26 protein-coding genes are annotated in these 26684 nt (G+C 42.2%); 20 read left to right on the top strand and 6 right to left on the bottom strand.

All coding sequences use genetic code 11. The annotated features are described in order from the left end of the window. Positions 1 to 38: 38 nt before the first annotated feature. From pspA to KQP93_RS05790, 13 genes are all read left to right on the top strand, one after another. Positions 39 to 701 carry a phage shock protein PspA gene (pspA, locus tag KQP93_RS05730; protein ID WP_054562064.1) on the top strand — a complete coding sequence of 221 codons (663 nt, stop codon included), beginning with the start codon at positions 39 to 41 and terminating at the stop codon, positions 699 to 701. A gap of 57 nt (positions 702 to 758) precedes the next feature. Continuing rightward, positions 759 to 992: an envelope stress response membrane protein PspB gene (gene pspB / locus KQP93_RS05735; protein ID WP_036969793.1), complete on the top strand. Its 234-nt coding sequence runs from the start codon at positions 759 to 761 to the stop codon at positions 990 to 992. Then, the gene (gene pspC, locus KQP93_RS05740) at positions 989 to 1390 is read left to right on the top strand and encodes an envelope stress response membrane protein PspC (protein WP_054562063.1); all 402 of its coding nucleotides are present in this window, start codon (positions 989 to 991) and stop codon (positions 1388 to 1390) included. Before pspB ends, pspC begins: the two co-directional genes overlap by 4 nt. 62 nt (positions 1391 to 1452) lie before the next feature. Next, a complete protein-coding gene (locus KQP93_RS05745; RefSeq protein ID WP_217876304.1) occupies positions 1453 to 2865 on the top strand; it encodes a YcjX family protein in 1413 nt (470 codons plus the stop codon). Next, positions 2862 to 3896 carry a TIGR01620 family protein gene (locus KQP93_RS05750; RefSeq protein ID WP_217876305.1) on the top strand — a complete coding sequence of 345 codons (1035 nt, stop codon included), beginning with the start codon at positions 2862 to 2864 and terminating at the stop codon, positions 3894 to 3896. Before KQP93_RS05745 ends, KQP93_RS05750 begins: the two co-directional genes overlap by 4 nt. A gap of 134 nt (positions 3897 to 4030) precedes the next feature. Continuing rightward, positions 4031 to 5212 (top strand): methionine gamma-lyase, encoded by a 1182-nt coding sequence (gene megL, locus KQP93_RS05755; protein ID WP_063529998.1) that lies wholly within the window; start codon positions 4031 to 4033, stop codon positions 5210 to 5212. Positions 5213 to 5438: 226 nt separating this feature from the next. After that, positions 5439 to 6236, top strand: coding sequence for a phenylalanine 4-monooxygenase (phhA, locus tag KQP93_RS05760; protein WP_054553132.1), 798 nt, complete (start codon positions 5439 to 5441; stop codon positions 6234 to 6236). A 9-nt stretch (positions 6237 to 6245) separates the two neighbouring features. Further along, positions 6246 to 6590 (top strand): 4a-hydroxytetrahydrobiopterin dehydratase, encoded by a 345-nt coding sequence (locus KQP93_RS05765; RefSeq protein WP_217876306.1) that lies wholly within the window; start codon positions 6246 to 6248, stop codon positions 6588 to 6590. Positions 6591 to 6868: 278 nt separating this feature from the next. Then, on the top strand, positions 6869 to 7378 hold the full coding sequence (locus KQP93_RS05770; RefSeq protein ID WP_217876307.1) for a DUF4198 domain-containing protein: 510 nt from the start codon (positions 6869 to 6871) through the stop codon (positions 7376 to 7378). Between the two features lie 33 nt (positions 7379 to 7411). Then, a complete protein-coding gene (locus KQP93_RS05775; RefSeq protein WP_217876308.1) occupies positions 7412 to 8578 on the top strand; it encodes a lipase family protein in 1167 nt (388 codons plus the stop codon). A gap of 191 nt (positions 8579 to 8769) precedes the next feature. Next, complete coding sequence (locus tag KQP93_RS05780; RefSeq protein WP_217876309.1) at positions 8770 to 9339, top strand: hypothetical protein; 570 nt, start codon at positions 8770 to 8772, stop codon at positions 9337 to 9339. A 119-nt stretch (positions 9340 to 9458) separates the two neighbouring features. After that, a complete protein-coding gene (locus tag KQP93_RS05785; RefSeq protein WP_217876310.1) occupies positions 9459 to 9857 on the top strand; it encodes a hypothetical protein in 399 nt (132 codons plus the stop codon). A 66-nt stretch (positions 9858 to 9923) separates the two neighbouring features. Then, positions 9924 to 10310, top strand: a complete 387-nt coding sequence (locus tag KQP93_RS05790; protein ID WP_217876311.1) for a hypothetical protein — start codon at positions 9924 to 9926, stop codon at positions 10308 to 10310. Positions 10311 to 11053: 743 nt separating this feature from the next. Here KQP93_RS05790 and KQP93_RS05795 read toward each other — a convergent pair. From KQP93_RS05795 to map, 6 genes are all read right to left on the bottom strand, one after another. After that, on the bottom strand, positions 11054 to 12145 hold the full coding sequence (locus KQP93_RS05795) for an efflux RND transporter periplasmic adaptor subunit (protein WP_414628180.1): 1092 nt from the start codon (positions 12143 to 12145) through the stop codon (positions 11054 to 11056). Next, on the bottom strand, positions 12142 to 15252 hold the full coding sequence (locus tag KQP93_RS05800) for an efflux RND transporter permease subunit (RefSeq protein WP_217876312.1): 3111 nt from the start codon (positions 15250 to 15252) through the stop codon (positions 12142 to 12144). The genes KQP93_RS05795 and KQP93_RS05800 overlap by 4 nt, the downstream gene beginning before the upstream one ends. Positions 15253 to 15469: 217 nt before the next feature. After that, a complete protein-coding gene (locus KQP93_RS05805; protein ID WP_217876313.1) occupies positions 15470 to 15799 on the bottom strand; it encodes a hypothetical protein in 330 nt (109 codons plus the stop codon). Positions 15800 to 16032: 233 nt separating this feature from the next. Continuing rightward, entirely contained in the window at positions 16033 to 16860 is an 828-nt protein-coding gene (dapD, locus tag KQP93_RS05810) for a 2,3,4,5-tetrahydropyridine-2,6-dicarboxylate N-succinyltransferase (RefSeq protein WP_054553126.1), read from the bottom strand. 9 nt (positions 16861 to 16869) lie between these two features. Further along, positions 16870 to 19488, bottom strand: a complete 2619-nt coding sequence (glnD, locus tag KQP93_RS05815; protein ID WP_054553125.1) for a [protein-PII] uridylyltransferase — start codon at positions 19486 to 19488, stop codon at positions 16870 to 16872. 12 nt (positions 19489 to 19500) lie between these two features. Continuing rightward, entirely contained in the window at positions 19501 to 20286 is a 786-nt protein-coding gene (gene map, locus KQP93_RS05820) for a type I methionyl aminopeptidase (protein WP_217876314.1), read from the bottom strand. Positions 20287 to 20557: 271 nt separating this feature from the next. On the opposite strand from map, the gene rpsB reads away from it, so the two are divergent. From rpsB to ispC, 7 genes are all read left to right on the top strand, one after another. Beyond that, on the top strand, positions 20558 to 21286 hold the full coding sequence (gene rpsB / locus KQP93_RS05825) for a 30S ribosomal protein S2 (RefSeq protein ID WP_054553123.1): 729 nt from the start codon (positions 20558 to 20560) through the stop codon (positions 21284 to 21286). Between the two features lie 103 nt (positions 21287 to 21389). Then, positions 21390 to 22241, top strand: a complete 852-nt coding sequence (gene tsf / locus KQP93_RS05830; protein ID WP_062566883.1) for a translation elongation factor Ts — start codon at positions 21390 to 21392, stop codon at positions 22239 to 22241. Between the two features lie 151 nt (positions 22242 to 22392). Then, positions 22393 to 23142, top strand: coding sequence for a UMP kinase (pyrH, locus tag KQP93_RS05835; protein WP_054553317.1), 750 nt, complete (start codon positions 22393 to 22395; stop codon positions 23140 to 23142). A gap of 14 nt (positions 23143 to 23156) precedes the next feature. Beyond that, positions 23157 to 23714 carry a ribosome recycling factor gene (gene frr, locus KQP93_RS05840; protein ID WP_054553121.1) on the top strand — a complete coding sequence of 186 codons (558 nt, stop codon included), beginning with the start codon at positions 23157 to 23159 and terminating at the stop codon, positions 23712 to 23714. 104 nt (positions 23715 to 23818) lie between these two features. Continuing rightward, complete coding sequence (locus KQP93_RS05845; protein WP_217876315.1) at positions 23819 to 24598, top strand: isoprenyl transferase; 780 nt, start codon at positions 23819 to 23821, stop codon at positions 24596 to 24598. Between the two features lie 22 nt (positions 24599 to 24620). Continuing rightward, on the top strand, positions 24621 to 25487 hold the full coding sequence (locus tag KQP93_RS05850; protein ID WP_054553119.1) for a phosphatidate cytidylyltransferase: 867 nt from the start codon (positions 24621 to 24623) through the stop codon (positions 25485 to 25487). Continuing rightward, positions 25484 to 26683 (top strand): 1-deoxy-D-xylulose-5-phosphate reductoisomerase, encoded by a 1200-nt coding sequence (ispC, locus tag KQP93_RS05855; RefSeq protein ID WP_217876316.1) that lies wholly within the window; start codon positions 25484 to 25486, stop codon positions 26681 to 26683. The genes KQP93_RS05850 and ispC overlap by 4 nt, the downstream gene beginning before the upstream one ends. Position 26684: the final 1 nt, after the last annotated feature.

Here is a 26684-nt window from a genome sequence, read left to right on the forward strand (position 1 = left end):
CCAACTGATTAAGTTAAAACACCAAAGAGGTAAATGTTATGGGAATTTTTTCACGTTTTGCAGACATCGTTAATTCTAATATCAATGCCATCTTAGATAAAGCAGAAGACCCAGAAAAAATGGTTCGCCTGATCATCCAAGAGATGGAAGATACATTAGTAGAAGTTCGCTCTACATCAGCAAAAACACTTGCTGAGAAAAAAGAGCTAGTACGTCGCGTTGAAACTTTAAAAGTTCAAGTTGCAGACTGGCAAGAAAAAGCTGAATTAGCACTAAATAAAGACCGTGATGATTTAGCACGTGCAGCACTGATTGAAAAGCAAAAGTCAGCAGATGCAGTCGCAGCGGTTGAAACTGAGCTTGAGCATGTAGAGTCTCACATCGAGAAACTACAGCAAGAAGTCAGCACGTTACAAGAGAAGCTAGCTGATGCAAAAGCGCGTCAAAAAGCAATCATCTTACGTCAACGCTCTGCTGAGTCACGTCTTGAAGTTAAAAAAGCACTCGACAGCTCGAAAGTTGAAGACGCTTTAAACCGCTTCGAACGTTACGAAACTAAGATCGATGGTCTAGAATCACAAATAGAGTCTTATGATCTTGGTAAAAAATCATTAGCTGACGAAATTGCTGGTCTTCAGCAAGACGAAAAGATTGATGATGAGCTAGCTGAGCTTAAGAAAAAACTAGCAGATAAAAAATAATAAATGGGGGCATGTCCCCCAATGCTTAAACACATAACGGATTGACAGGAGAGTACCATGTTCGACGCAGAAGTTTTGATGGCACCGATTATTGTTTTTATGGTGGTTGTTGCCCCACTTTGGCTAATTTTACATTACCGTAGTAAAAAACAAGTGAGCCAAGGTTTAAGTGAACACGAGCACCGCCAATTATTAGAGCTTGCACAAAAAGCAGATAAAATGGCAGAGCGTGTTGAAACATTAGAAGCCTTACTTGACCAAGAGGCTCCGCAGTGGAGACGTAAAGTATGAGTACCAAACGCGAATTATTTAGAGACGCAGAGCGTGGCAAAATAGCAGGTGTGTGCGCAGGTATCAGCGATTACTTTAACATGGAGCTTTGGCTGGTACGTATTTTAGTCGTGACAGCAGTGCTATTATCAGGTGGTCCATTTATTGTAGTTGCTTACATTGCTGCTTGGTTTATATTAGATAAAAAACCAGCAGAAAAAACAGAGAAAAGCACAGACAGCATTCACCAAGACCCGCTTGAAGTAAAATTTAAAGTATGGCAAAAAGGGGAACCACCTCGCCGTGCATTGCAAGATTTAAAAGATCGTCTTGCTCGAGTTGATGGTCGTTTACAAGAGATGGAACGCTATGTCACATCAACAGAATTTACGGTTAGCCGTGAAATCAACAAACTTTAAAGGATATATACGCACCTTGTTTGCATCGTGATACCCAGCGCAAATAAGGTGCTAGACACTTTATGAGCCAATCATTTGCAAAGAACACCTTTAATTCGTTAAAAAATAAAGCGGAAAAAGCCCTTCACCGTAGTTTAGATCAACACGTGAAATTAGCCGTCACAGGCTTAAGTGGCAGCGGTAAAACCGCTTTTATTACCGCCTTGGTTAAACATTTAACCAGCCAAGCTGACGATAAAAACTTACCTTTTTTTGATGTGATGCGCGAAAAGCGTCATATCGCCACAAAAATAGTGCCGCAGCAAGCACTGACAATACCGACATTTGAATACACAAATGCATTATCAGCGTTATTACCTGTTGAAGGTGAGCCTGCATGGCCTGCCTCTACCGAGCGTATAAATACGCTACGTTTGGCAATTAAGTACCAAAGTAACTCGGGGCTACGTGGTCACTTTGCACCGCAATCAACGCTCTATTTAGACATTATTGACTACCCAGGTGAATGGCTACTTGATTTGCCAATGCTAGAGCAATCATTTGCTGATTGGTGTGAGTCACAATACTCACTCTTGCAGCAAACAGCACGCAACGAAAAAGCGAAGCCATTTTTAACAGTCCTTGCTGAACTTGATTTATCAGCCAGTGTTGATGAGAGCAAACTTGCTGATGTCGCTGCGCTTTATCAGCAGTTATTAGTGGGCCTTAAAAAAGACACCAAACTTGCCATGCTGCAACCTGGTCGCATGCTGATGCCAGGCGAGCTTAAAGGAGCGCCGCTACTACAGTTTTTTCCGGTTGCGAATGTGCCTGACGACATAACCGAAGGGTCGAATCTAGCGCATCTAAAAAAGCGCTATAAAGCCTATGTAAAAGAGGTTGTAAAACCTTTTTACGAGCAGCATTTTCGTCATTTTGACCGACAAATTGTGCTGGTGGATGTGCTCAGCGCCTTGAATGAAGGCAGCGAAACCTTGCATGAGCAAAGCCGTGTTATTAACCAATTGCTGGCGCACTTTAATTATGGTGAAGCAAGCTTCTTTAAACGTTTGTTTAAACCAAACATCGACAAGCTACTGTTTGCGGCCAATAAGTCAGATCATATTAGTGCGCAATATCATAAAGATTTAGCGCTATTGCTTGATTCAATCGTGCATGACCAAACGAATCACTTAAAGTTCGAAGGCGTGCAAATCGAAACTATGGCAATGTCATCTATCTGCGCTACAGAGCCGCGCCAAGTGGCTGAAAAAGGCCAGCAGCTAGCTTGTATTTATGGCAAGCCTTTAGGCGAACAAGAATGGCTAACGTATTTACCACCGCAACCACCGTCACGCCTTCTCAACAAACAAGAGTGGCCAAAACAGGGCTTTGAGTTCTTATCGTTTTCGCCACTGCCATGCCCTGATAAACGGTTAAAGCATATTCGTTTAGATCATGTCATGCAGTACCTGATAGGAGATAAACTAACATGAGTGAGCAACCAAAGGAGATGAACTTTCAGTCAGGTCGCCGTATTTCAAGCTCTGCAAGCAACGAAGCTCCTGCAGAGGAGTTAACAGTTGCTAAAGTGATAGAAAACGCCGAATTTATCGACACTGAAGAAGATCAGCAAGATAGCATTGAGCTTGAGCCTGTGTATAAAAAGTCGAAATGGCAAACCCTAAAAGGGGTGTTTGTTGTTAGCTTTTTAATTTTAGTGTTACTTGAGTTTGCGCTGTCATTGTTTGTGACGTTTCAGCAATCAATTATTTTAGGTTCGGTGTATTTAACGGCTGTTCTTAGTGGTGTGCTACTGATTGCCCGTGTTATTTGGCGCGAGTACCGCATGCTAAGAAGTTTAAAGCGTAATCAATTGCATCGTACCGAGGCCGACCGCTTACTTAATAGCGAGCAAGTAGGTGAAGCACTGCCGTGGCTTGAAAAGCTTAATAAACATCAAACGCTTACTGGGTTTGAAGAGTTTAAGCTGCAAATTGCAAGTCACCATACCGATAAAGAAATCATGACCTTATATGCCGATAGCTTATTGGTAAGCCAAGATCAGCAAGCGAAAAAACTGATTAACCGTTTTGCCACTGAGTCTGGCTTATTGGTTGCGCTAAGCCCGTTGGCTTTAGTCGATATGATGGCGGTGCTATGGCGTGGCACTAAGCTCATTGAGCAAATTGGCCGTATTTACGGTATTGGTTTTGGTTATGCAAGCCGTATTAAATTGTACCGCTTATTAGTGAAACAAGTATTGTTTGTTGGTAGTGCAGAGTTAGTTTCAGATTTAGCGGCAACGGCACTAAGCGCTGAATTACTGGGGAAATTGTCGGGCCGAGCAGCGCAAGGGCTAAGTGCAGGTATTTTTACCGCGCGTATAGGGTATAAAGCGATGGAGCTTAGTCGCCCATTACCTCGCTTAGAGCATAAGCGCAGCTTGCTAAAAGAAACCGCCAATAGTATTGCCCGTAAAATTGCCTCACGCACGAGCGACAAAGAGACCGAAAATACAAAATGACAACTTTTGTGTACAGTTAATAAAAACGGCTGAGTGATATTTAGCCATCTGAGCATCCGGCATGCTTGTGCATTGTGGGTATCTACGTTTTATTTATGAGTATGAAGTACTGATAATAAAAACGAGAACACACAATGACTAAGCATCACTTACATACACAATGTATTCATGGTCCAGAAAAACCAAATGATCCACATGGCGCACTGAGTGCGCCACTTTACCAAACCTCTACCTTCTCTTTTGCTAATGCAGCCCAAGGTGCAGCCCGATTTGCTGGTGAAGAGCAGGGCTTTATTTATACCCGTTTAGGTAATCCGACAACCCAAGAGCTAGAACAAAAAGTGGCTCAGTTAGAAAACTGTGAAGCAGCAGCTGCCACAGCAACGGGTATGGGGGCGGTGTCTGCGTCTGTGCTTAGCTTTTTACAACAAGGTGACCACCTAGTCGCATCAAGCGCGTTATACGGTTGTACCTTTGCATTTTTTGCTCACATGTTGCCGCGCTTTGGTATCGAAGTTACTTTTGTTGACATGACCAATGAGGCTGAACTTCGCGGCGCGGTTAAAGCCAATTCAAAAATGATTTTTGCAGAAACGCCAATTAATCCGACCATGGCGGTGCTTGATCTAAGTTTAATCGCCGATGTTGCCAAGCAGCATCAACTGATAAGCGTTATCGACAATACCTTCTTAACCCCTCTGCTACAGCAACCTACCTCGTTTGGTATTGATATTGTGGTACACAGCGCAACTAAATACCTAAATGGCCATGGTGATGTGGTGGCAGGGCTTGTATGCGGCACAGAGGAGCATATCAACCTGATAAAAATGACGGTGCTAAAAGATATTGGTGCAACGATTAGTCCTCATGATGCATGGTTAATTAATCGTGGTTTAAAAACTCTTGCTGTACGCATGGAGCGCCACTGTGCAAGTGCCCAAGTAGTTGCTGAATATTTAGAGCAACACCCGTTAGTTAGCCAAGTTTATTATCCAGGACTTAAATCACATCCGGGTCATCAATTTATTGGCTCACAGATGAAAGCCGCTGGTGGTGTTATTGCCTTTGAAATAAAAGGCAGCCTTGAAGATGGTGAAACATTTATAAATAACACTCAGCTTTGCACTCTTGCTGTGAGTTTAGGGGATGCTGAAACCCTCATTCAACATCCTGCATCGATGACACATTCGCCTTATACACCTGAAGAAAGAGCAGCTGCTGGTATCAGTGATGGCTTAATTCGATTATCAGTTGGTCTTGAGGATGTTAACGACATTATTAACGATCTTAAAACTGCATTTACATTCATTGGTTAGGTTGTAATTTTAAATTTACGGTTGTGCTTGCTTTTATCCCTTTAAAAATGTGGTGTGTAAACTTTTAGATCTTTTGGTGTAATTTAAACTTTACGTTAGGGCTGTTTCTGCAAACCTTAGAAACAGCCTTAACTATTAAAATTTCGCTTACTTTTACATAGTATCGGCTTAACAAGTTAATGAGATTCTGATCAATGCTGATCAAGATTTAACGAAGAAGGTTATTATGGCTAAAGCAAGTAATTACACCTCCAAGCAACCTGATGAAAATGGGGTTATCCATTGGAGCGAAGAAGAAAATAAAATATGGTCTGAGCTAGTTGCTCGCCAACTCGCTTGCATAGAAGGTAAAGCCTGTGATGAATATTTAGCAGGTCTTAAGAAAATTAATTTACCAACAGATCGTATTCCACAACTTAGTGAACTCAACGAAGTGTTACTCGAAACAACGGGCTGGCAAGTTGCGCCTGTTCCGGCACTGATCGATTTTGATGAGTTCTTTCGATTACTAGCAAACAAGCAGTTCCCAGTAGCGACTTTTATTCGCAGCCGTGAAGAGTTTGACTACTTACAAGAGCCAGATATCTTCCACGAGATTTTTGGTCATTGTGCCATGCTTACCAACCCAGCATTTGCTGAATTTACACACAAATATGGTCAGTTAGGTTATGCCGCTGAAAAGAAAGATCGTGTTTATTTAGCACGCCTTTACTGGTTTACCGTTGAGTTTGGTTTAATGCAAACCGAACAAGGTCTGCGTATTTATGGTGGTGGTATTTTATCAAGCCCAGGCGAAACGCAGTATGTGTATTCAGATAAGCCAGAAATCAATGCGATGAACGTGCTTGATGTATTACGTACACCTTATCGTATTGATATTATGCAGCCTGTGTACTACACCATTAACTCAATCAATGACTTATTTGATATTTCACAAATGGATATCATGTCGCTGGTGAGTAAAGCAAAAGAATTAGGGCTACATGAGCCAAAGTTTCCTCCTAAAGAAAAATTAGCAAGTTAAGGATTTATAATGTCTTCATTAAGCACACAAAAGTGTGAAGCGTGTCGTGCGGATGCGCCTAAAGTATCTGATGCTGAATTAGCAGAATTGATCAAAGTGATCCCAGACTGGGTTCCTGAAGTGCGCGACGGCATTATGCAATTAGAGCGTGTTTACAAGTTTAAAAACTTCAAGCAAGCACTTGAGTTCACTAATAAAGTGGGCGCTATGGCTGAAGAAGAAGGTCACCACCCAGGTCTGTTAACAGAGTGGGGCAAAGTAACCGTTACTTGGTGGAGCCACTCTATCAAAGGGTTACACAAAAATGATTTTATCTGTGCTGCTAAAACAGACGATGTATTTGCTGCATTGTAAATTTTAAGTTCTGCCCAGAACGATAAAAGGCGTAACCTCAGGTTGCGCCTTTTTGCTTTTTTAGAGCTGTTTTCAGCACCCTACTTGAAGGGATTTCATAAAAAGGCTAGCATGAACCCCATATAGGTAAATACTAGGGAAGGTGGTTTATCGTTTATTCCTCTAAGGTTTTAAAAAGCACTCAAACCCAGAGCTTTTATTTTTTACGCCATATCTTTTTATCAGCTTATATTTGCCTTTATCTATTACTTTTATTAAAGCCACTTGAGGTACAAGCTATGTTTGGTCGATTTAAATTGCATACTGTAGAAATGTCGCCGGAGGTATCAGGTCGAATAACTGATGGGGGTAAGCCATTATCAGGTGTGCAAGTAGCAAGAAGCCTAGCATATGATGGGTACAAAGATGGTAAAGAGCAACTAGAGCATACATTTACTAATGAAAATGGTGAGTTTTCGTTTACAAAAATGGTAATCAAATCTCGTAAACCAGGCAGTATCTTTGGACAGAACATGCCAGTATTACAAGCGATTTATGTTGAGCGCGACGATAAGTTATATCAACTATGGTATACGAGTAAGGTGTGGGAGCCAGTTAAGCCGATAAGTGATTTGTTATTGAGATTGAATGCAGATCTACAAAATAAAGAAATACACCATGAAGTTGATACAAGAAGTTATGGTGGTATGCGTTCTCAAGTCGTTCTATCTATATGCTATTTCCAAGATAGCCTCATAACATCTTTTTATAATAATCAAGAGATATCTACTTATGCAGATATTGATTAATTTTTAATATTTTTTTTAATGTAAGGAAACATTATGCACGCAATTTCACCCAGGATGGCATCTAGCTTAGCACTAGCCTCATACTCTATTAAAAATGGCTTATCAAAAGGGTCTCGATTAGCAGTTAATCAAGATATCGATAAACACTTCAGCTTTGACCTATCAAACGGAGTACATAAGGGGACTTCTGGGGGCTTTTTCTGGCGTAAAGAAACAGGCTTTGCTCTTATTGGTCAAGGAAAGGCTAGTAGTATGATACATAAAAATGATTATGTAGTTGCTTTTAGAGGAACTGATGCCTTAGCTGACTGGGTTACCGATGCAACAGCCCATAGCACGAATAGTGATAATGGGAATGCTGTTCACACTGGTTTTCAGCGCAGTTTTGCTTCTATAAGACCTAGTCTTTTTGATTATTTTAACCAACCTGGCGTAAGAGACAAAAAAGGTGGGGTTGTTCATTGTGTAGGACATAGCTTGGGCGGAGCCTTAGCGACATTAGCTGCTGACTGGATAAGTACAGAATTTGATAAAACAGTTTACGTTTATACCTTTGGAGCTCCGCGAGTCGGCAAAAAAGACTTTGTAATAAGTAATCACTCAAGAATTGAAAAGACTTACCGTTGTGTTCATGGTAATGATCCTGTTCCAAAAGTACCTGTCTGGCCTTTTTACCATGCTCCGTTAAATGGACGAGAATATATATTGTCACGAGCTCAAGGAATTAGTTTCGCAGCCCATGGAATGCCGAATGGGCCTGGATATATAAATACAGCAGATCATAATCGTTGGGAGAGTTTAGATGTGCAATCATCAACCTCTATAAGCCAGCGTGTAATACTCAATTATAACCATCGCCTTCAGACTACATACTCAACACATTGGGCTGATAAAATAGCGGCTGCATTAATGACAATATTGGTTGATGGCGGAGCGTCAGGTATCGTCGCTAGTTTACAAGCTACATTAGTGCCTGTTGCCACTGTTTATGATGTTATGGCTCGTACTCTGGCTGATATAGCTAAGATAAAAACAGAGCAAACAGAACCCCTTAGAGGTTTGTTAGCATGTATGCTGGCTTTTGCAGGTAAAGGCGTAAGTATCCCAATAAAATTAACAGAGAGCTTCATTCGTTGGGTATTCAGTGTAACTATTGGGCGTTTGTATAAAGCTGCTAGACAAGCAATGAAGCAAAACTAGTAACCATTACATAAATAAATATTTATGAAGTTGCTAAAGTCACAACAGACGATGTATTTGCTGCATTGTAAATTTTAAGTTCTGCCCAGAACGATAAAAGGCGTAACCTTAGGTTGCGCCTTTTTGCTTTTTTAGAGTCCAAGAATTAACATTAGGCTCTTATCTATGCGAGAACACTAGAAAAGTAAATAATGAAAAACAAAGCGCTTATTCTGCCATTCCTACTCATTTTACTGCCCTTAATTGATAGCTTGTTTATCCCGCAAACATTTGGCATTCAATGGCACAGCCCTAAGCTGATGTATCAAATAGGCGTAGCACTGATGATTGTAAAGCTCACTATGGTTGCCATTGGGCTTTGGTTATTACTTAAAGCAAAGCGCCTTTATATGGAAGCCAGTAAGTCGACCCGTATTATTAAATTTTCAGTCTTTTTACTCGGCGGCTTACAGGTGGTGATAATGACAGCAATATGCTTTTGGTATTTAGTAGCGGGCACGCAAGCGAAACACTTTATGCTGCAAGACAACATTGCTGTATTTACCGCTGATTATGGCGTATTTGCTCCGGTACATCATGAGTTTTCATTTATATGCTTTGATGCCAATGGTTTTTACCACCTGCAACCAATTGCCCAGCTACCTTGGCTCGGAACCTTTACGTTTACTAGCCAAGATTCACGTTTGATCATTCAACATAAAAACCAAAGCGGCGCGAATACTCAAGAAATTTCATTAAAAGGGTTTGGCTGTTTGCAGTGAGAGGTGTTGGCTTTGTGAAAGGAGGCTGCAATTATAAGTGGTTTTCTGAATACATGCTCTGCAGAAGCCATTATCAGCCATTTTTAAATCATGATTGTGGCATAACACATGGAGACAAATTGAAAAGTTTAAGGATAGTAAAATACACTTTAGTCATGCTGGTTTTGAATACCGTATTAAGTACCTTTATCACTCTAATAATTGGTAGTGATAACTTAGCTTCACTCCCATTCGGCAAATACTTTACATACCAGTTATTACCATCTTATTTATTGAACGCGGCTATTTATACCGTTATGGCTAAGCGCAATGTTGTAAAAGTTTGGAATTATGCCCTAAGTGTATATTTACTGAGCTTTATAGTGGGAACAGTAATGGTATCGATACTATTACAAATGTTATTTATCCCACCTTTATGGTTTGTAGAAGTGCCTTTGAGTATAGCCTTTGCGATTCTTGGTACTGTCACCGGAATTAAATTAGGTACTCTGGATAGTAAGGAAGTCGAAGGGCCCTGATCTTGTTTTTTCTTTCATAAGGCAAAAAACAAGACTTGACCCTCATAAAACTCTAGGTTGGGAAATATGAATATTACAAAAGCATCAGAGTTGATGGCCCTTCACAGAGCCATAGTTGAGGCAAAGTTCAAAGAGTCGCACTTTGATTCCGCCATTCCATATAGTGGGATTATTGCAGATTTATCATCAAGGATTCTTGCGGATATTGTTCATACTCTGTTGGAAAACGGCGAGCACGATGAAGCGATTGGTTGGTCGTCATTAATTAAACTAAATGAAGATTGGCATGGCTATGAGTGTATAAAGAATTGGATACGAGAAACTAGATGTTGGATTGATATGGATGAGGAAGATAAATCACAATTCATTAAAGTATTGTGCTCACCATACCAACCATCAAAAAATCAACTAAACAACTTAATTAAGTTTGGTGATACAAATTGTAAGGTTTAACTTTTTTGTACCCTGTAGCTGGTAAAAATAATGAATTGTTTAATTTTGAAAGCTTAGGTCTTGCCTCTTGCTTGCATACAAATTTAAAAAACAAGACCAGTCTCTCATAGCACTCCTTATTTGGGGAATGATTCTATAAATATGACAGATCCTACTGGTGAGCTTGTTCATTTAGCAATAGGCTTTGTTGTAGGCACAGGTGTTGAATTTGCTTGCCTAATTTACTGGTAAAGAGGTTAGTTTACTAAAGCTGTGGTTTCCGAGTTAGATAGGGCTGCAACGCAAGGTAGTGAAAAGATAATTAGTGATTCATATTCGAGTCTTAAAAATGAGTGTTAGAACTAGTTTTAGAATATTTTTTAGATTGACTATTGTTTGTATTGGAATTTTAACAGGGCTTACGTTTTTAAAAGTAGCTCTGAATGGAGAAATTTATGAATTAAGTTTTCAACGAATGCTTGATGGCTTTATATATGCAATATTACCAGCTTCAATTGTTTTAGCACTTATTCTATTTATCATTGATTACACGGAAAAGAAGCTATGACTTCTAAACGAGCTTCTATTCTTTAGTCTCGCACTCGCGGGGCTTTAAAAACTAGTAAGTAAAGGGGGTAGGTCTTGCTTTTTGCTTCCTAGAAAGTCAAAAAACAAGCGTAAGTCTTAATAATCATTACTATCCTTTATCAGAACTGCCAGCTCTTAAAATATTAAATAGCTGGCAGTCATCTCAAGCCTTGCAGTTATTGCTTTACCTGAACTTCAACTTCTTGCCCGGTTTGTAGTTGCTCAGCGCCGCGTACTGCGACTTTATCGCCCGCATTTAAAGCGATGTTAGAAGTCGGGGTGACTTCAACAAGCTTGTCTTTACCATTACCGACTTTTACGGGAATTTGCAGGGCTTTGTTGTCGTTGTCGATTTTGACGATATGGGTGCCTTTTTTGCGTAAGATCAGTGCATCGCGATTCACCAGTAGTACATCCCCTTTGCTTTTTAGTGGCACGGCTACATCTACCAGTTGGCCAATTGCCCATGTTTGCTCGGCATCATTTGCTAGTAAGGCACGTACTTCTACGGTTTGTGAACGCGGATCGGTTGATGGGATCACCGCTGTTACGGTGGCTGTTGTCATATCTGGGGCTGATAAGTCGCCGGCTTGAATTGGTAACTCTATGCCTTTGTGTAAAAACTTTAAGTATTTAACAGGCACGTACAAACGCACTTCTAAGTTATTAATATCGAGCAGGGTGACCAGTTCATCTGCGCGATTTATTTCACGACCAGCGCGTTTAAAACGCTCGCTGATCACGCCATCAAATGGGGCGCGAACGGTTGCACGCGAAAGCTGATCGTCTATTACTTTTAATTCAACCTTAGCCAGTGCGATATCAGATAACGCAAGGTCATGCTTATTTTGCATATCATCGACTTGGCTTGCTGCAGCACTGCTGGCTTTGGCGAGTTTTTGTAAACGAGCGAGCTCTTGTTGATATAAACGTAAGTTTATTTTGGCGCGATTGAGCATTTCTTGCTGGCGTGCTTTTTCAAGTTCAAGCGGTAAGGTGTCCATACGAACTAAGGTGTCGCCACTTTTAACCAGAGTACCTGGCTCAACAACATATAATAAACGCCCGCTAACGCCTGCTGTTAGGGTTACATCATCTTTACCATACAAAGTGCCGCTGACTTCAATTTCGCTTGTCAGCGGGGCTTGTGTGACGGTTTCTACTGTAACCGGTACGACTGCGAAGGCGTTAAATGCGATAAGACTGAATAGCGCACAAAAGCGAGCGGTTAATTTACGAAAAGGTGTGTTCATTGTTTTAATACTCATTGATTCGATACCAAGCTTAAAGGCGTTTTTTCTGGTTGCTGTTTGTTATTAACGGGCGGCAGTTGTCTGCCAAGTTGCAATAAACTTGGCATTAATATCAGGGTGAATAGGGCGCTAATGGCCATGCCGCCGACGATCACAGTGGCAAGGCCACGGTAAATTTCTGATCCTACCCCCGGCATTAGCATCAGTGGCAGCATGCCAAATAAGCTGGTTAAAGTACTTAAGTAAACGGGTCTTGCGCGCAGCAGTACAGCTTGACGAACTGCGTCTTCTCGACTGAGTCCTGCGGCCATCGCAACGCGGGTTTGGTCAACCAATAAAATGGCATTATTTACCACCAGACCCAGCAAGATAATAAAGCCAATCATGGTTAGTAAGTCGAGCGATTGGAAGGTAAATAAGTTAAGTACGAATAGGGCCAGTACACCGCCTGCAATTGCCAATGGCATGACGAGTAAAACTAACGCGCTGTCTTTGGCTGACTTAAACAATGCGGTCATTAGCAAGAATAAAATAAACAGAGCCAAGATAAAGTTGATTGTCATTTCTTGCATGGCCGAATTCATCTTTTGTGCATTACCCGCCAAAATTGCGCCAGAGCTGTCGGGCAAACTTGCACGAACTTTTGGCATAACTTGCTCTGAGAGAATGGTTTGCGCTTGTTGCAAGCTCATGTCTGCTGGTGGCGTGACAACAATACTCACGGTACGGCGGCCATTAACACGTCTAAGTTGGGTTGGCCCTACGGTGCGTTCAATATTGGCAAGTTCGCCTAAAGTTTGAATACCTGATTGTGGGGTCACAATGGGCAGTGCTTTAAGCTCCTCTGGAGTTTGCCACGGTATGCCGCGCAAAATCACGTTCATGCGTTCGTTGCCATCAAAGTATTCATTAACAAATAACCCACCTGTATAGGCTTGCACTGCTTGAGATACATCACGACGAGTTAGCCCTGCTTGGGTTATACGGCGGTCATTGGGTGTGAGCCTAAGCTCTGGCTCTGCCATATCGAGTCGTGGTTGTGGCCTTGCGGTGGCATTCGGCATTGCTTCGGTGACAGCTTGCAGCGCCACATTAGCACCGGCTATTAGCTCGTCCATATTCGGACCCGTTAAATCGATATTGATATTGCGACCATCACCGCCATTAGCAACTTGGATCATCGACCCTCGAAAGAAGAATACTTGGGTGTCGGGTAAATCGATGAAGATTTCTTCTCGTGCTACCTTCATTAATTCTTCAACACGTTGTGGATCGGCAGAATAAATAAAACCGCCAGCATTCGAACCAAAAGCATAAAAGTTAAAGTCTTTTATCCCTGGCTCTTTTTCACCTGTGTAATAAGGCATTAAGCGCTTTTTAATACGCATCAGCAGCTCTTCTTCCATAAACTGCACATTGCCGCCAGGCGGGGTATTTAAGTTAAAGAAAAAGCCATCGGTTGGTGCGCGCGGCATAAAATCAGTTTTCGGGAGCATGGTCATGGTCGCGATGACTGAGCCACCCAATAACGACACTATCCATACTATTTGTTTAACGCGGGTATTGGTAAGCGCCATGATGAAGTTAGTTAGCTTATGCCAATATTCACGATAAGGATCCGCTTTTAGCTCTTTGTCTGGCCAAAAGTGGTTAGCCAACGGGATTAGTGTAATTGCGCAAATCATAGAGGCAATAACAGCAATAGATAAGGTGAGCGCCAAGTCAGAGAATAACTGCCCCTCAATACCTGCCATAAATAAAATTGGCAAGAAGATAGCAACGCTGGTGGTGGTTGAAGCAAATAAAGCGCCAGTTACTTGAGCTGCGCCTTTTAGCGCGGCTTTTTTAGTATCAAAGCCTTCGCTTCTGAGCCTTGCGATGTTTTCTTGCACTATGATGGCGGCATCAAGTACTAAGCCAACAGCAAAGGCAAGGCCTGCCAGTGAAATAACATTTAAGCTGCGGTCAAAAATATTCAACGTTAAAAACGCAACTAACAAAGAGACAGGAATCGTCGCTGCAATCACAAACGTGGCCTTTAAGCCTCTAAAGAACAGCCACAAGATTAAACACGACAGCAGAACACCTAGGCCTAAGTTACTTTTAACCAACGACAAGGCATTACGAATATGCACAGAGGCATCAAAACTTAATTCAATCGATAAGCCATTTTCAGCCAGCGGCCCTTCGTTTAGTTCTTTAATAGCAAGGTTAATGTCGTCGAGTAGGGCAACGGTGTTGGCTTCGTTAGCGCGCGAAATACGAATGTAATACGCGGGTTTACCATTTCGACCACTCATCCCTAAACGGTCAGAAAAAGTGCGCTCTACACTTGCGATATCACCAAGGTAAATGGGTCTGTCGCCTGAATAACCAACGCGCATTTGTGCCATGCTCGATAAATCATATTGCCCAGTAAAGCGTACGGTATATTGACGGCGGCCAACATTGGCAAGGCCACCAGAGGTATCGCGAGAGCTGGCTAACACGTTACTGATTTGGTCAAGGCTGACGCCAAGAGCGGCGGCTTTGTGAGGGTCAAAGGTGATACGTAATTCTTTTGGTCGTTCACTGGCTAAATCAACACGGGCAACACCAGGGATACGTGCCAAACGGGGCTCAACAAATTCATCGATTTGTTTTTGGAACTGCGCCATGTCTAAATCAAGGCTGTCGCTATTAAAATCTTTCGGGGTGACCAGTAACGTTGCTGCGGCTTCTCCATTATTACCGCCAGCAAATACCACAGGATCAAATGCATCTAACGGCAGAGGCGGCGCTTGGTTAAGGCTAGTTAACACATCAAGCATGGCCTGCTGCATGTTTTGCCCAACAGCAAAAGTCAACGTGATAGAGCCATTGCCACGGTTAATGTAAGTATTAACCTCTAGCGCACCCGGGGTGTTTTTTACTGCGTTCTCGAGCGGCTCAATGATCACCGATTCAATTTCTTCAGGTGCAGCTTGGCGCCAGCCAGAGAAAATAGTGATCTGTGGTTGCTCAATATCTGGTGTGAGCTGAATTGGCAGCTTAAAAATGCTCAACATGCCAAACAACATAATCAACACCAAGATGACAATAACACTCGCAGGGTTTTTCAGCGAACTACGTGTCAGATTCATTGTGTGTGTTCCAAAATCAGTTTGTGTGCATTGTAGTGCGATGTAAAAAAAGTGCCAGTGAGGTAAATGAAATGTGTTTCAGAAGTAACGCTGAATAGCCGTAATTAAGCGATAAAGTGTGTATTTGAAATAAGGTGTAACAATTTAGCCGAGGAGCTTTAAGTTTTAAGCCTAAAGATCTAAGTACAAAAAAGCGCTAAATGAGAAGCAGATCAGCTTAATGAATATCTTTTCGGCGAATGGCAGCAACATTTTGCTCAAACACACGCTTTACTTCTGCACTGTAGTGGTTGTGGTCGTTAATGATGATAAACGGGTTCGTAAAACTAACATCACACAAAGCTGTATAACACTGGATTTTAACTGCAACTCGATCTGGGGTTGCAAGGCTATCTAAGGTCGCTTGCAATGCTTCAAAAACATATTCTTTACGAACGTGCGATGTTAAAGCAACTTCAAGTTTTTTGACCTCAGCGCGATGTGAATTGGTATCGGTTACAAGCAATTCGTATAGATAGCTACGTGATACAAACAGCAAGATTGCCACAAGATAGAATAACCCTGTGTAATAAAATAACTCCGTGTGGGTAAAACTCCGAAAAGACTTAAACATTTTCATTATTATTTTTTGTTTGTTTTTTATACTAAAACATATTTGCGGGTATATCTCAACAAAGTAGCTAAAAATCACTGCATTACAGAAAACAAAAAAGCGCGAAACTAGTTAGCATCGCGCTTCTTATCTCAAACTTAAAGCTGACGGCTTACAGCTCAGTTTTATTATTCATCAATCGAGCGAAGTAGGGCATTAATACCTACTTTTTCGCGAGTTTGCTGATCCACTTTTTTCACGATGATGGCAGCATATAGGCTGTGCGAACCATCTTTTGACGGTAAAGAACCTGGAACAACAACCGCACCGGCTGGTACTCGGCCGTAATGGATTTCGCCAGTTTCACGGTCATAGATACGTGTGCTTTGGCTGATGTAAACACCCATCGAGATAACGGCGCCTTCTTCAACTACAACGCCTTCAACAATCTCAGAACGTGCGCCAATGAAGCAATTGTCTTCGATAATTGTTGGGTTAGCTTGTAGTGGCTCAAGCACACCACCAATGCCTACACCGCCTGACAAGTGAACATTTTTACCAATTTGTGCACATGAGCCAACCGTTGCCCATGTATCAACCATGGTACCTTCATCAACGTAGGCGCCAATGTTGACATAAGATGGCATAAGCACCACGTTTTTACCTACGAAGCTGCCTTTACGTGCCACAGCATTAGGCACAACACGCATGCCGCCTTGTTGGAATTGCTCTGGTGTATAGTCGCTAAATTTAAGTGGTACTTTGTCGTAAAACTGATTAACACCATCGCTCATTGGTTGGTTATCACGAATACGGAAAGACAGTAGCACCGCTTTTTTTAACCATTGATGTACAACCCATTCACCACTGATTTTTTCAGCAACACGTGCAGCGCCGCTATCAAGTAATTCAAGCGCGTCGATAATAGCTTGTTTTACTTCACTTGATACCGTGCTTGGGCTGATGCTATCGCGGTTGTCCCAGGCGTTTTCGATCATGGTTTTTAAATCTGACATAAGATCCTCTTATTCGGTTTCTGCGTTGAGTTTTTTACGCAATGCTTGATGAATTTTAGCCTGTTCTTCGTCTGTTAATGCTTGGTATTCGTTATTTGATACCACGAAGAAATCTTCTGCACGCTCACCAACTGTGGTGATCCGTGCGGCATGAATATGTAATAAGTGTGCTTGAAACACTTCCGCAATTTTTGTTAATAGACCCGGAATATCCACCGCTTGAATTTCAATTAAACTGCGGTCTTTACGGGCATGCGGTCTAAGCACAATTTTTGGCTTGATATTAAAGTCTTTGAAGCGCTGTGAGCGATTCTTTTTAAGGCGAATTTTCTTTTTCGGGTCGCTAATTGCAAGATCTAAAGCACGTTTAATGCCTTGCGAACGGTTACTCGCAATCGGGTCACCATTAACCTCTAAAATAACAAAGCTAAATAGCACGTAGCCATCTTTTGTGGTCAGTACCTGCGCATGTTGAATCTGTGCTTTTTTCGAACCAATCACACTAACTAAACGCGAGAATAAACTGCCCGAGTAAGGACTATAAGCAAATACTTGTGTACCACCATGCATTGCGGTGTTAGACACGGCAACGCTAGGTTGGCTTAAATCGTCACAGCTTAGTAGATGCTCTGTGTGCCACGAAATCTGTTGCTCGCTGAAAGCGGTAAAATAATTGGCTTTAAAGCGACTCCAAATTAAGTCGATTTGATCTTCGTTACAACCGTGGTTCAATAAGCGCTGTTTGGCTTGCTGTTTTTTATCACGTATTTGATCACGTTGGTCCATTGGGTTTTCAAGCCCTAAACGAAGCGCGCGCTGGGTGTGTAAATACAGCTCACGTAGTAGGGTATTTTTCCAATCGTTCCACAGGTTATCGTTTGTTGCGCGAATATCGGCCAAGGTTAAGCAGTACAAGTAATCAAGCTGGCGCTCATTTTTCACTTTGCTTGCAAAGTCTTTAATCACATCTGGGTCATTAATATCTTTACGCTGCGCTGTAACCGACATAAGTAAGTGATTAGCCACTAACCACGAAATAAGCTTGCCATCTGAGGCAGGGAAGCGGTGTAGCTTAGCAAACGCGATTGCATCAACCGAGCCAAGCTCAGAGTGATCGCCACCACGGCCTTTAGCAATATCGTGGAAAATACCTGCTAAATAAAGTAACTCAGGCTTGTCCATACGAGTGACAATTTCACTACATAGCGGAAATTCGCTGACTTTTGATTTATCAAAGTACTTATAAATATTGTTGATGAGTTTATGGGTATGTTCATCCACGGTGTAGGCATGGAATAAATCAAACTGCATTTGCCCAAAGATATTTCGCCACTGTGGTAAGTAGGCAGCGATAATGCCGTGTTTGTGCATTAGCGTAAATGCGCGCCCCATACCGTTAGGATGTTTGATTAAACGCAAAAATGCTTCGCGACAGGCGGCGTAGTCTTGTAAATCACCCAATAAACGACGGCGAACTTGGCGCATTGTACGTATGGTACTTGGGTAAATATGAGTGATTTCTGGGTTATCAGCTATATGCTCGAACAACACAAATAGCTGATCACGGCGGAAGAACACCGACGGATTCTTAACACGAATTTGATGGCCAATGCGCTCAAAGTTACGGTCAAGTTCAATCACAGGTAACTCACCAGCACCCGGTAAAATGCTTTGCTCAAAGTATGAAAGCAGCATTTGGTTAAGCTCACGTACGCGGCTCATGATCCTGAATAAGCGTTTCATCATGCGCTCGACCGAGGCTTTACCATCACTACCAAACCCAAGAATTTCAGCGGCGTTAGGCTGGTGATCGAACAATAAGCGGTTTTCAGAGCGACCCGCAGCGATGTGCAGCGCAAAACGAATGTTCCAAAGGTTTTCTAAACACTCAGACAGCTCTTGGTATTCTTCGTGAGTAAGATAGCCGTGATTTATGAGTTCTTGTAATGTTTCGGCTCTAAAGTGCTTTTTAGCAACCCAAATAATGGTCTGTAAATCGCGCAGGCCACCAGGGTTTTCTTTGATATTGGGTTCAAGGTTATAAGCCGTACCATGGCATTTTTTATGGCGTAAACTTTGCTCTTGTACTTTTGCCAAAAAGAATTCGTCTGAGCGCCAAATAGGCGTATCGATTAAATGGTTTTTTAATTTTTCGAATTCGATATGGTTACCGAAAATTAATCGACTTTCGAGTAAGCTGGTGGCAAATGTCACATCTTCGCGTTTTTGTTCTAATGCTTGTTCTATAGTGCGAACGCTGTGACCAATTTCTAAATTTAGATCCCAAAGCATGGTAACGAACTGGCCAATTTTTTCGCACACGGCTTCACTTGGCTGCTCGCTTACCAGCAACATAAAGTCGATATCGGAATAGGGGTGTAGTTCGCCACGACCATAACCACCCACAGCAATCAGGGCAAGATCACTTTCGTGAGCAAGGTCGTAATCGTGAAACAGTTTAATTAATAAGCGGTCGATAAACTCAGCGCGGGCATTAATTAAGTTGCTAACGGGTTGTTTTGAGAATTCGTTCTGTAGCCATTTATAAAAATAACTAGAACAATCGCGATAATCGCTAAGTTGCTCAGCTTGGCTGAGCAACTTTTTTACTTTATTGGGTAATGCCACTGGGGCTGGCTCCTAGTGTTCGATGATCCTGTCAATAGTATCATCTGATCGGAGCGTTAAAATTTCAACACCATTTTCAGTCACTAACAGTGTATGTTCCCACTGTGCAGACAATGAACGGTCTTTTGTTACAACTGTCCAGTCGTCTTTAAGTAGCTTACATTGGCGTTTACCAGCATTAACCATAGGCTCAATTGTTAAGCACATACCTGCTTTTAATACTTCGCCAGTACCTGCTTTACCATAGTGCATTACTTGAGGTTCTTCGTGGAACTCAGCACCAATGCCGTGACCACAATATTCACGAACGATAGAATAGCTAAAGCTTTCTGCGTATTTTTGAATTGCAGCACCAATATCACCTAAGCGTACGCCTGGTTTTACCATTTTAATTGCAAGGTAAAGGCTTTCTTGCGTGATATCAGCAAGACGCTTGCCTTGAATGTTAGGTGTACCAACGTGGAACATCTTCGATGTATCACCGTGATAGCCATCTTTGATCACAGTCACGTCGATATTTACGCTATCGCCTTCTTTTAGCGGTTTGTCATTTGGAATACCGTGACAAATTACATGGTTCACTGAGGTGCAAATTGATTTTGGGAAACCGTGATAATTAAGCGGTGCTGGAATAGCATCTTGAACATTAACAATATAATCATGACAAATTGTATTTAGTTCATCTGTGGTTACACCTGGCACCACATGCGGTTCTATCATTTCTAGTACCTCGGCGGCTAAGCGCCCGGCAACACGCATTTTTTCGATTTCTTCAGGGGTCTTGATCACAGCACTCATTGAGGCTCCAAAGTTGTTTTTCAGGTCAGTTTTTAGTGCACAAATTTTGCACTAGACGTTGAGTTTTCAATTTTAATATGGTATAAAGCGCGCCGTCTTTTTACAAATAAATTCTTAACTGATTTTTTGTATTTAAGACAAACACAATTTTATTTTAACACACACACGTATCGTCACATACACTTGGGTGCACTTAAGTTACAAATTAACTGCGGTGTTGGTGCTATGGGATATGTGGAGGCCTAACCCTAAATTATAGAGGATTATACAAATGGCAAACGTTTCAATGCGCGATATGCTTCAAGCTGGTGTTCACTTTGGTCACCAGGCACGTTACTGGAATCCTAAGATGAAGCCTTTCATCTTCGGCGCACGTAACCGTGTTCATATCATCAACCTAGAGCAAACTGTACCAATGTTCAACGAAGCACTTAAGTTCTTATCGAACGCTGCTTCTAACAAAGGTAAAGTACTTTTCGTTGGTACTAAGCGCGCAGCAAGCGAAGCAGTTAAAGAAGCAGCTCTTCAAAGCGAGCAGTTCTACGTAAACCACCGTTGGTTAGGTGGTATGTTGACTAACTGGAAAACAGTTCGTCAATCAATCAAGCGTCTTAAAGACCTTGAAGCGCAAAGCCAAGACGGTACTTTCGAGAAATTAACTAAGAAAGAAGCGTTAATGCTTACTCGTGAAATGGAAAAGCTTGAAAAGAGCCTTGGTGGTATCAAAGACATGGGCGGTCTTCCTGACGCGCTTTTCGTTATCGATGCAGACCACGAGCACATCGCTATCCGTGAAGCTAACAACCTAGGTATTCCAGTTGTTGCTATCGTTGATACTAACTCTAACCCAGACGGTGTTGATTACATCGTACCTGGTAACGACGATGCGATCCGTGCTATCCAACTTTACACTGGCGCTGTATCAGCTGCGATCACTGAAGGTCGTGAGAACAACATCGTTGCTCAAGCTGAGAAAGACGACTTCGTAGAAGCTGAGTAATTAGCTGTCATCAAGTCTTCATCTAATCAAGGTGAAGACTTGTTATTCTTGTTAAGCGGCCTATACCGCTTCCCTATAACAGAATTCAATTGAGGATATTCTAATGGCTGTAACTGCTGCCCTAGTTAAAGAATTACGCGAGCGTACTGGCGCTGGCATGATGGATTGTAAAAAAGCGTTAACTGAAACTAACGGTGACATCGAGTTAGCGATCGAGAACATGCGTAAGAGCGGTGCTGCAAAGGCTGCTAAAAAAGCAGGTAACATCGCTGCTGAAGGTACAATCTTAATCAAAGAAGGTAACGGTTTCGCTGCACTTCTTGAAGTTAACTGTCAAACTGACTTCGTTGCTAAAGACGCTAACTTCCTTGGTTTCGCTAACCAAGTTCTTGACGCTGCTGCAGAATCTAAAGCAGACATCGAAGCACTTAAAGCACAATTCGAAGAAACTCGTGTTGCTCTAGTTGCTAAAATCGGTGAAAACATCAACGTTCGTCGCGTTGAGTACATCGACGGTGACAAGCTTTCTTCTTACCGCCACGGCGACCGTATCGGTGTTGTTGTAGTTGGTGAAGCTGACGAAGAAACACTTAAGCAAGTTGCTATGCACGTAGCTGCGTCTAAGCCTGAGTTCGTAAACCCAGAAGACGTACCAGCTGACGTTGTTGAAAAAGAAAAAGCAGTTCAAATCGATATCGCGATGAACGAAGGCAAGCCTGCTGAAATCGCTGAGAAAATGGTTATCGGTCGTATGAAGAAATTCACTGGTGAGATCTCTCTTACTGGTCAAGCTTTCATCATGGAACCTAAAAAATCAGTTGGCGAAATTCTTAAAGAGAAAGGCGCAACTGTTTCTAACTTCATCCGTTTAGAAGTTGGTGAAGGTATCGAGCGTAAAGAAGAAGACTTCGCTGCTGAAGTAGCTGCTCAAATCGCTGCTGCAAAAGGCGAGTAATTTTCTAACTTAGTGACGTAGGGCAATAAGATGAAATTAATCTGCTATTAGCTTTTGCGTCACTGATGAAAATTCTTTAAAATAACCGCGTTTTATGTGTAACCATAGCGCGGTTATTTTTTATCTCATTACTAAGGCTGGCCCAAATATTATGACTATCAATCGTAAACCTATTTTTAGACGTGTTCTTCTTAAACTTAGCGGTGAAGCATTAATGGGAGACGAAGGCTTCGGCATCGACCCAAAAGTACTTGACCGTATGGCTCAAGAAATTAAAGAACTTGTAGAGCTCGACGTAGAAGTAGGTTTAGTTATCGGTGGCGGTAACTTCTTGCGTGGTGGTTCATTAGCAGAAGCGGGTATGAACCGCGTAGTTGGCGACCACATGGGTATGCTTGCGACTGTAATGAATGGTTTAGCAATGCGTGATGCACTGCACCGTGCATTTGTAAATTGTCGTTTAATGTCTGCTATCCCACTGAACGGTGTGTGTGATGCTTACAACTGGGCAGAAGCTATCAGCCTATTAAAATCTGGCCGCGTTGTAATTTTCTCAGCGGGTACAGGTAACCCATTCTTCACGACTGACTCAGCAGCGTGTTTACGCGGTATTGAAATTGAAGCAGATACTGTAATCAAAGCGACTAAAGTGGATGGTGTTTACTCTGATGATCCAGTGAAAAACCCAGACGCTACACTATATCGCCACTTAAGCTACAATGAAATCATTGATAAAGAGCTTAAGGTTATGGATTTAGCTGCATTTACGCTGGCGCGTGACCATAACATGCCATTAAGCGTATTTAACATGAATAAATCAGGCGCGCTTAAGCGTGTTATTATGGGCGAAGATGAAGGAACGCTTATCTCTTCACAAGCCTCAGATGAAACTAGCAAATAGATTAGGATTGAACCGTGATTAACGATATCAAAAAAGATGCGTCAGAACGTATGCAAAAAAGTGTTGCGGCACTAGGCAGTCAATTATCTAAAATTCGCACAGGCCGTGCGCACCCAGCATTACTTGACGGTATTCAAGTGTCTTACTACGGTGCTGACACGCCATTAAACCAAGTTGCTAACGTAACAATTGAAGACTCTCGTACACTTGCAATTAGCGTGTTCGATAAGTCACTAGCGCAAGCAGTAGAAAAAGCGATCATGGCTTCAGATTTAGGTTTAAACCCAATGTCTGCAGGTACTGTTATTCGTGTTCCACTTCCTCCACTTACAGAAGAGCGTCGTAAAGACCTTATCAAAATCGTACGTGGCGAAGTTGAAAGCGGCCGTGTTGCTGTACGTAACATCCGTCGTGACGCAAATGGCGACATTAAGAGCTTATTGAAAGAAAAAGACATTTCTGAAGATGAAGCACGTCAAGCAGAAGACGAGATCCAAAAGCTTACTGATAAGTTCATCAAAGAGATGGACGCACAACTAGCTGCTAAAGAAGCTGAGCTAATGGAAATCTAATAACCGCTGTTTATCTTTCAGACATTGTTTCTGCAAGTAAACAGGCGCAACTAAATTTATTAGTTTTGAAACGCCGTCTAGGGTATACTAGACGGCGTTTTTTTATGGAATACTCGATATTTATGGTTCTTAACGCTGATAAAATTTCCCAGCAAAGTTTGCCTAAGCATGTCGCTATAATCATGGATGGCAACGGACGTTGGGCACAAGCGAAAAATCGCCCACGTGTTTATGGGCACAAAAAAGGCGTTGATGCGGTTCGTCAATCAGTGCAATTTTGTACTCGCTTAGGTATACAGTCGTTAACACTATTCGCATTTAGTAGCGAAAATTGGCGACGTCCAGAAGACGAAGTAAATACGCTTATGGAGCTGTTTTTATTCGTGCTGGGCAAAGAAGTTAAAAAACTTCATAAAAATAATGTAAAGCTAAACATAATTGGTGATTTATCACGCTTTTCAGAAGGTCTGCGTGAGAAAGTTGATGCAGCCCATGAATTAACTCGTAATAATACGGGTCTACAGTTAAACGTGGCAGCTAATTATGGTGGTCGTTGGGATATTACTAACGCCGCAACAACGCTTGCGAAAAAAGTCGCAGCCGGTGACATGGCCGCAGAAGATATTACTGAAGAGCTAATGGCTGAACAAATGAGTATGGCCGACCAAGGTGAGCTTGATTTAATGATCCGCACCGGTGGCGATTTACGCATCAGTAACTTCCTTTTATGGCAAGCGGCTTATGCTGAGCTTTATTTTACCGATACGCTTTGGCCAGACTTCAATGAAGCTGCATTTGCTGACGCTATCGCATGTTACGTTGCCAGAGAGCGACGATTTGGTTGTACAGGCGAACAAATAAAACAATTACTCGCCGAGACCTAATTACTAGTTGAAGGTACACACATTGCTAAAACAACGAATTTTAACCTCGCTCGTGTTGGCACCACTTGCACTTATTTTGGTTTTTTATACCCCATTAACACTATTTAGTTATATCGCCGCTGGTATTGTTTTGCTCGGTGCGTGGGAATGGTCTGCATTTATGGGCCTATGCGATAAAGTTAAACGCTTTGGATTTGTAGCCGCAACGGCTGCATTTTTAGCATTACTAAACTGGCATTGGCCCATTGAATCACTTTGGCAAAATGGCCAATTAGTGGGTGATGCAAACTACCTATTTACCTTGTCATTTGCATGGTGGATTGTGGCAACTTACTTAGTTTGGCGCTACCCAGCTATGGCAAAGGCTTGGAATGAAGGCATTGTAATGCGTGCCATTGCTGGCTTTTTAACGTTAGTGCCACTTTGGCTTGCACTAAATACACTACGTAGCGCAGGGTATGGCGAATCTACTCACTTTGGTTCAATGTTAATTTTAGTTGTACTTGGTATTGTGTGGAGCGCAGATATTGGTGCTTACTTTACTGGTAAGAACTTAGGTAAACGTAAACTAATGCCAAAGGTAAGTCCTAATAAAACGATTGAAGGTTTATTAGGTGGTGTAGTGGCTTCGGTTGTTTTTGTTTTAGCATTTTGCCATTTCACTAATGTTGATATGAGTGTTTGGCCAATCTATGCCGTGATGACTGCATTTATCGCGTTATTCTCAGCGGTAGGCGATTTACTCGAAAGTATGTTTAAACGTGAAGTTGGCTTGAAAGACAGCGGTTCATGTTTACCAGGTCATGGCGGTATTTTAGACCGTATCGATAGCTTAACTGCAGCTGCGCCAATCTTTGTACTTTGCTACGCATGGACACTGAGTTTATGAGCAAAGTAGAGCAACTTGTCGTACTGGGCGCAACTGGTTCAATCGGTTTAAGCACCTTAGATGTTGTTTCTAGAAACCCGGAGCGCTTTGCGGTTTTTGCTTTAGCGGCGGGTAAAAATGCCGAGCAAATGGCTGAACTGTGTATCGCACATCAGCCTAAGTTTGCTGTAATGGCTGATCAACAAGCCGCTACCGCGCTTTCGAATTTACTCGTTAATAGCTCATGTAACACACAGGTTCTAGCAGGTGTTGATGCGATGTGTGAGCTTGCTGCACACACAGATGTTGATGCAGTGATGTCGGCGATAGTAGGTGCAGCGGGTCTACTGCCGACTTTAAGTGCAGTTGAAGCTGGCAAAAAAGTGTTGCTAGCGAATAAAGAATCCTTGGTTATGTCGGGTCAGTTGTTTATTGATAAAGTAAAACAACATGGCGCCACTTTACTGCCTATCGATAGCGAACATAATGCGATTTTCCAATGTATGCCAGCATCGCTACAAAATGCATCAGGCCTACTTGCCGACAATGGCGTGAGCAAAATCTTGCTTACTGGTTCTGGCGGTCCTTTCTTAAAGCGTGATTTAGCGACATTATCATCAGTGACAGTTGCAGAAGCAGTGGCACATCCAAACTGGTCAATGGGACAAAAGATTTCTGTTGATTCAGCCACTATGATGAATAAAGGCCTAGAGTTTATAGAAGCCAAGTGGCTGTTTAACTGCTGTGCCAGTGATATTGAAGTGGTGATCCACCCACAAAGTATTATTCACTCTATGGTGCAATATCAAGATGGCTCAGTGCTTGCGCAAATGGGCAATCCAGATATGCGCACACCAATTGCTCATGCTTTAGCTTTTCCTGAGCGTGTCGATGCGGGTGTCAAACCGCTCGATTTTTCACAAATGGCAGACTTTACCTTCACTAAGCCAGATTATGCTCGTTACCCTAATTTAAAGCTTGCCATTGATGCGTGTGAAATGGGGCAAGGTGCAACTACCACGGTAAATGCGGCGAATGAAATTGCTGTTGCAGCATTTCTGAATGGTCAAATCGGCTTTACAGATATTTATCGAATTAACGCTGAAACGCTCAATGCAACGCAAAACATCAACGTGCAGACCCTCGACGAGATTTTAGCTTGCGACCAAGCTGCACGTGTAAAAGCGACTGAGTTTGTAAAAAGAGGCATCAACTAGC

The sequence above is a fragment of the Pseudoalteromonas shioyasakiensis genome (assembly GCF_019134595.1).
GTDB classification, from domain to species: domain Bacteria; phylum Pseudomonadota; class Gammaproteobacteria; order Enterobacterales; family Alteromonadaceae; genus Pseudoalteromonas; species Pseudoalteromonas shioyasakiensis_A.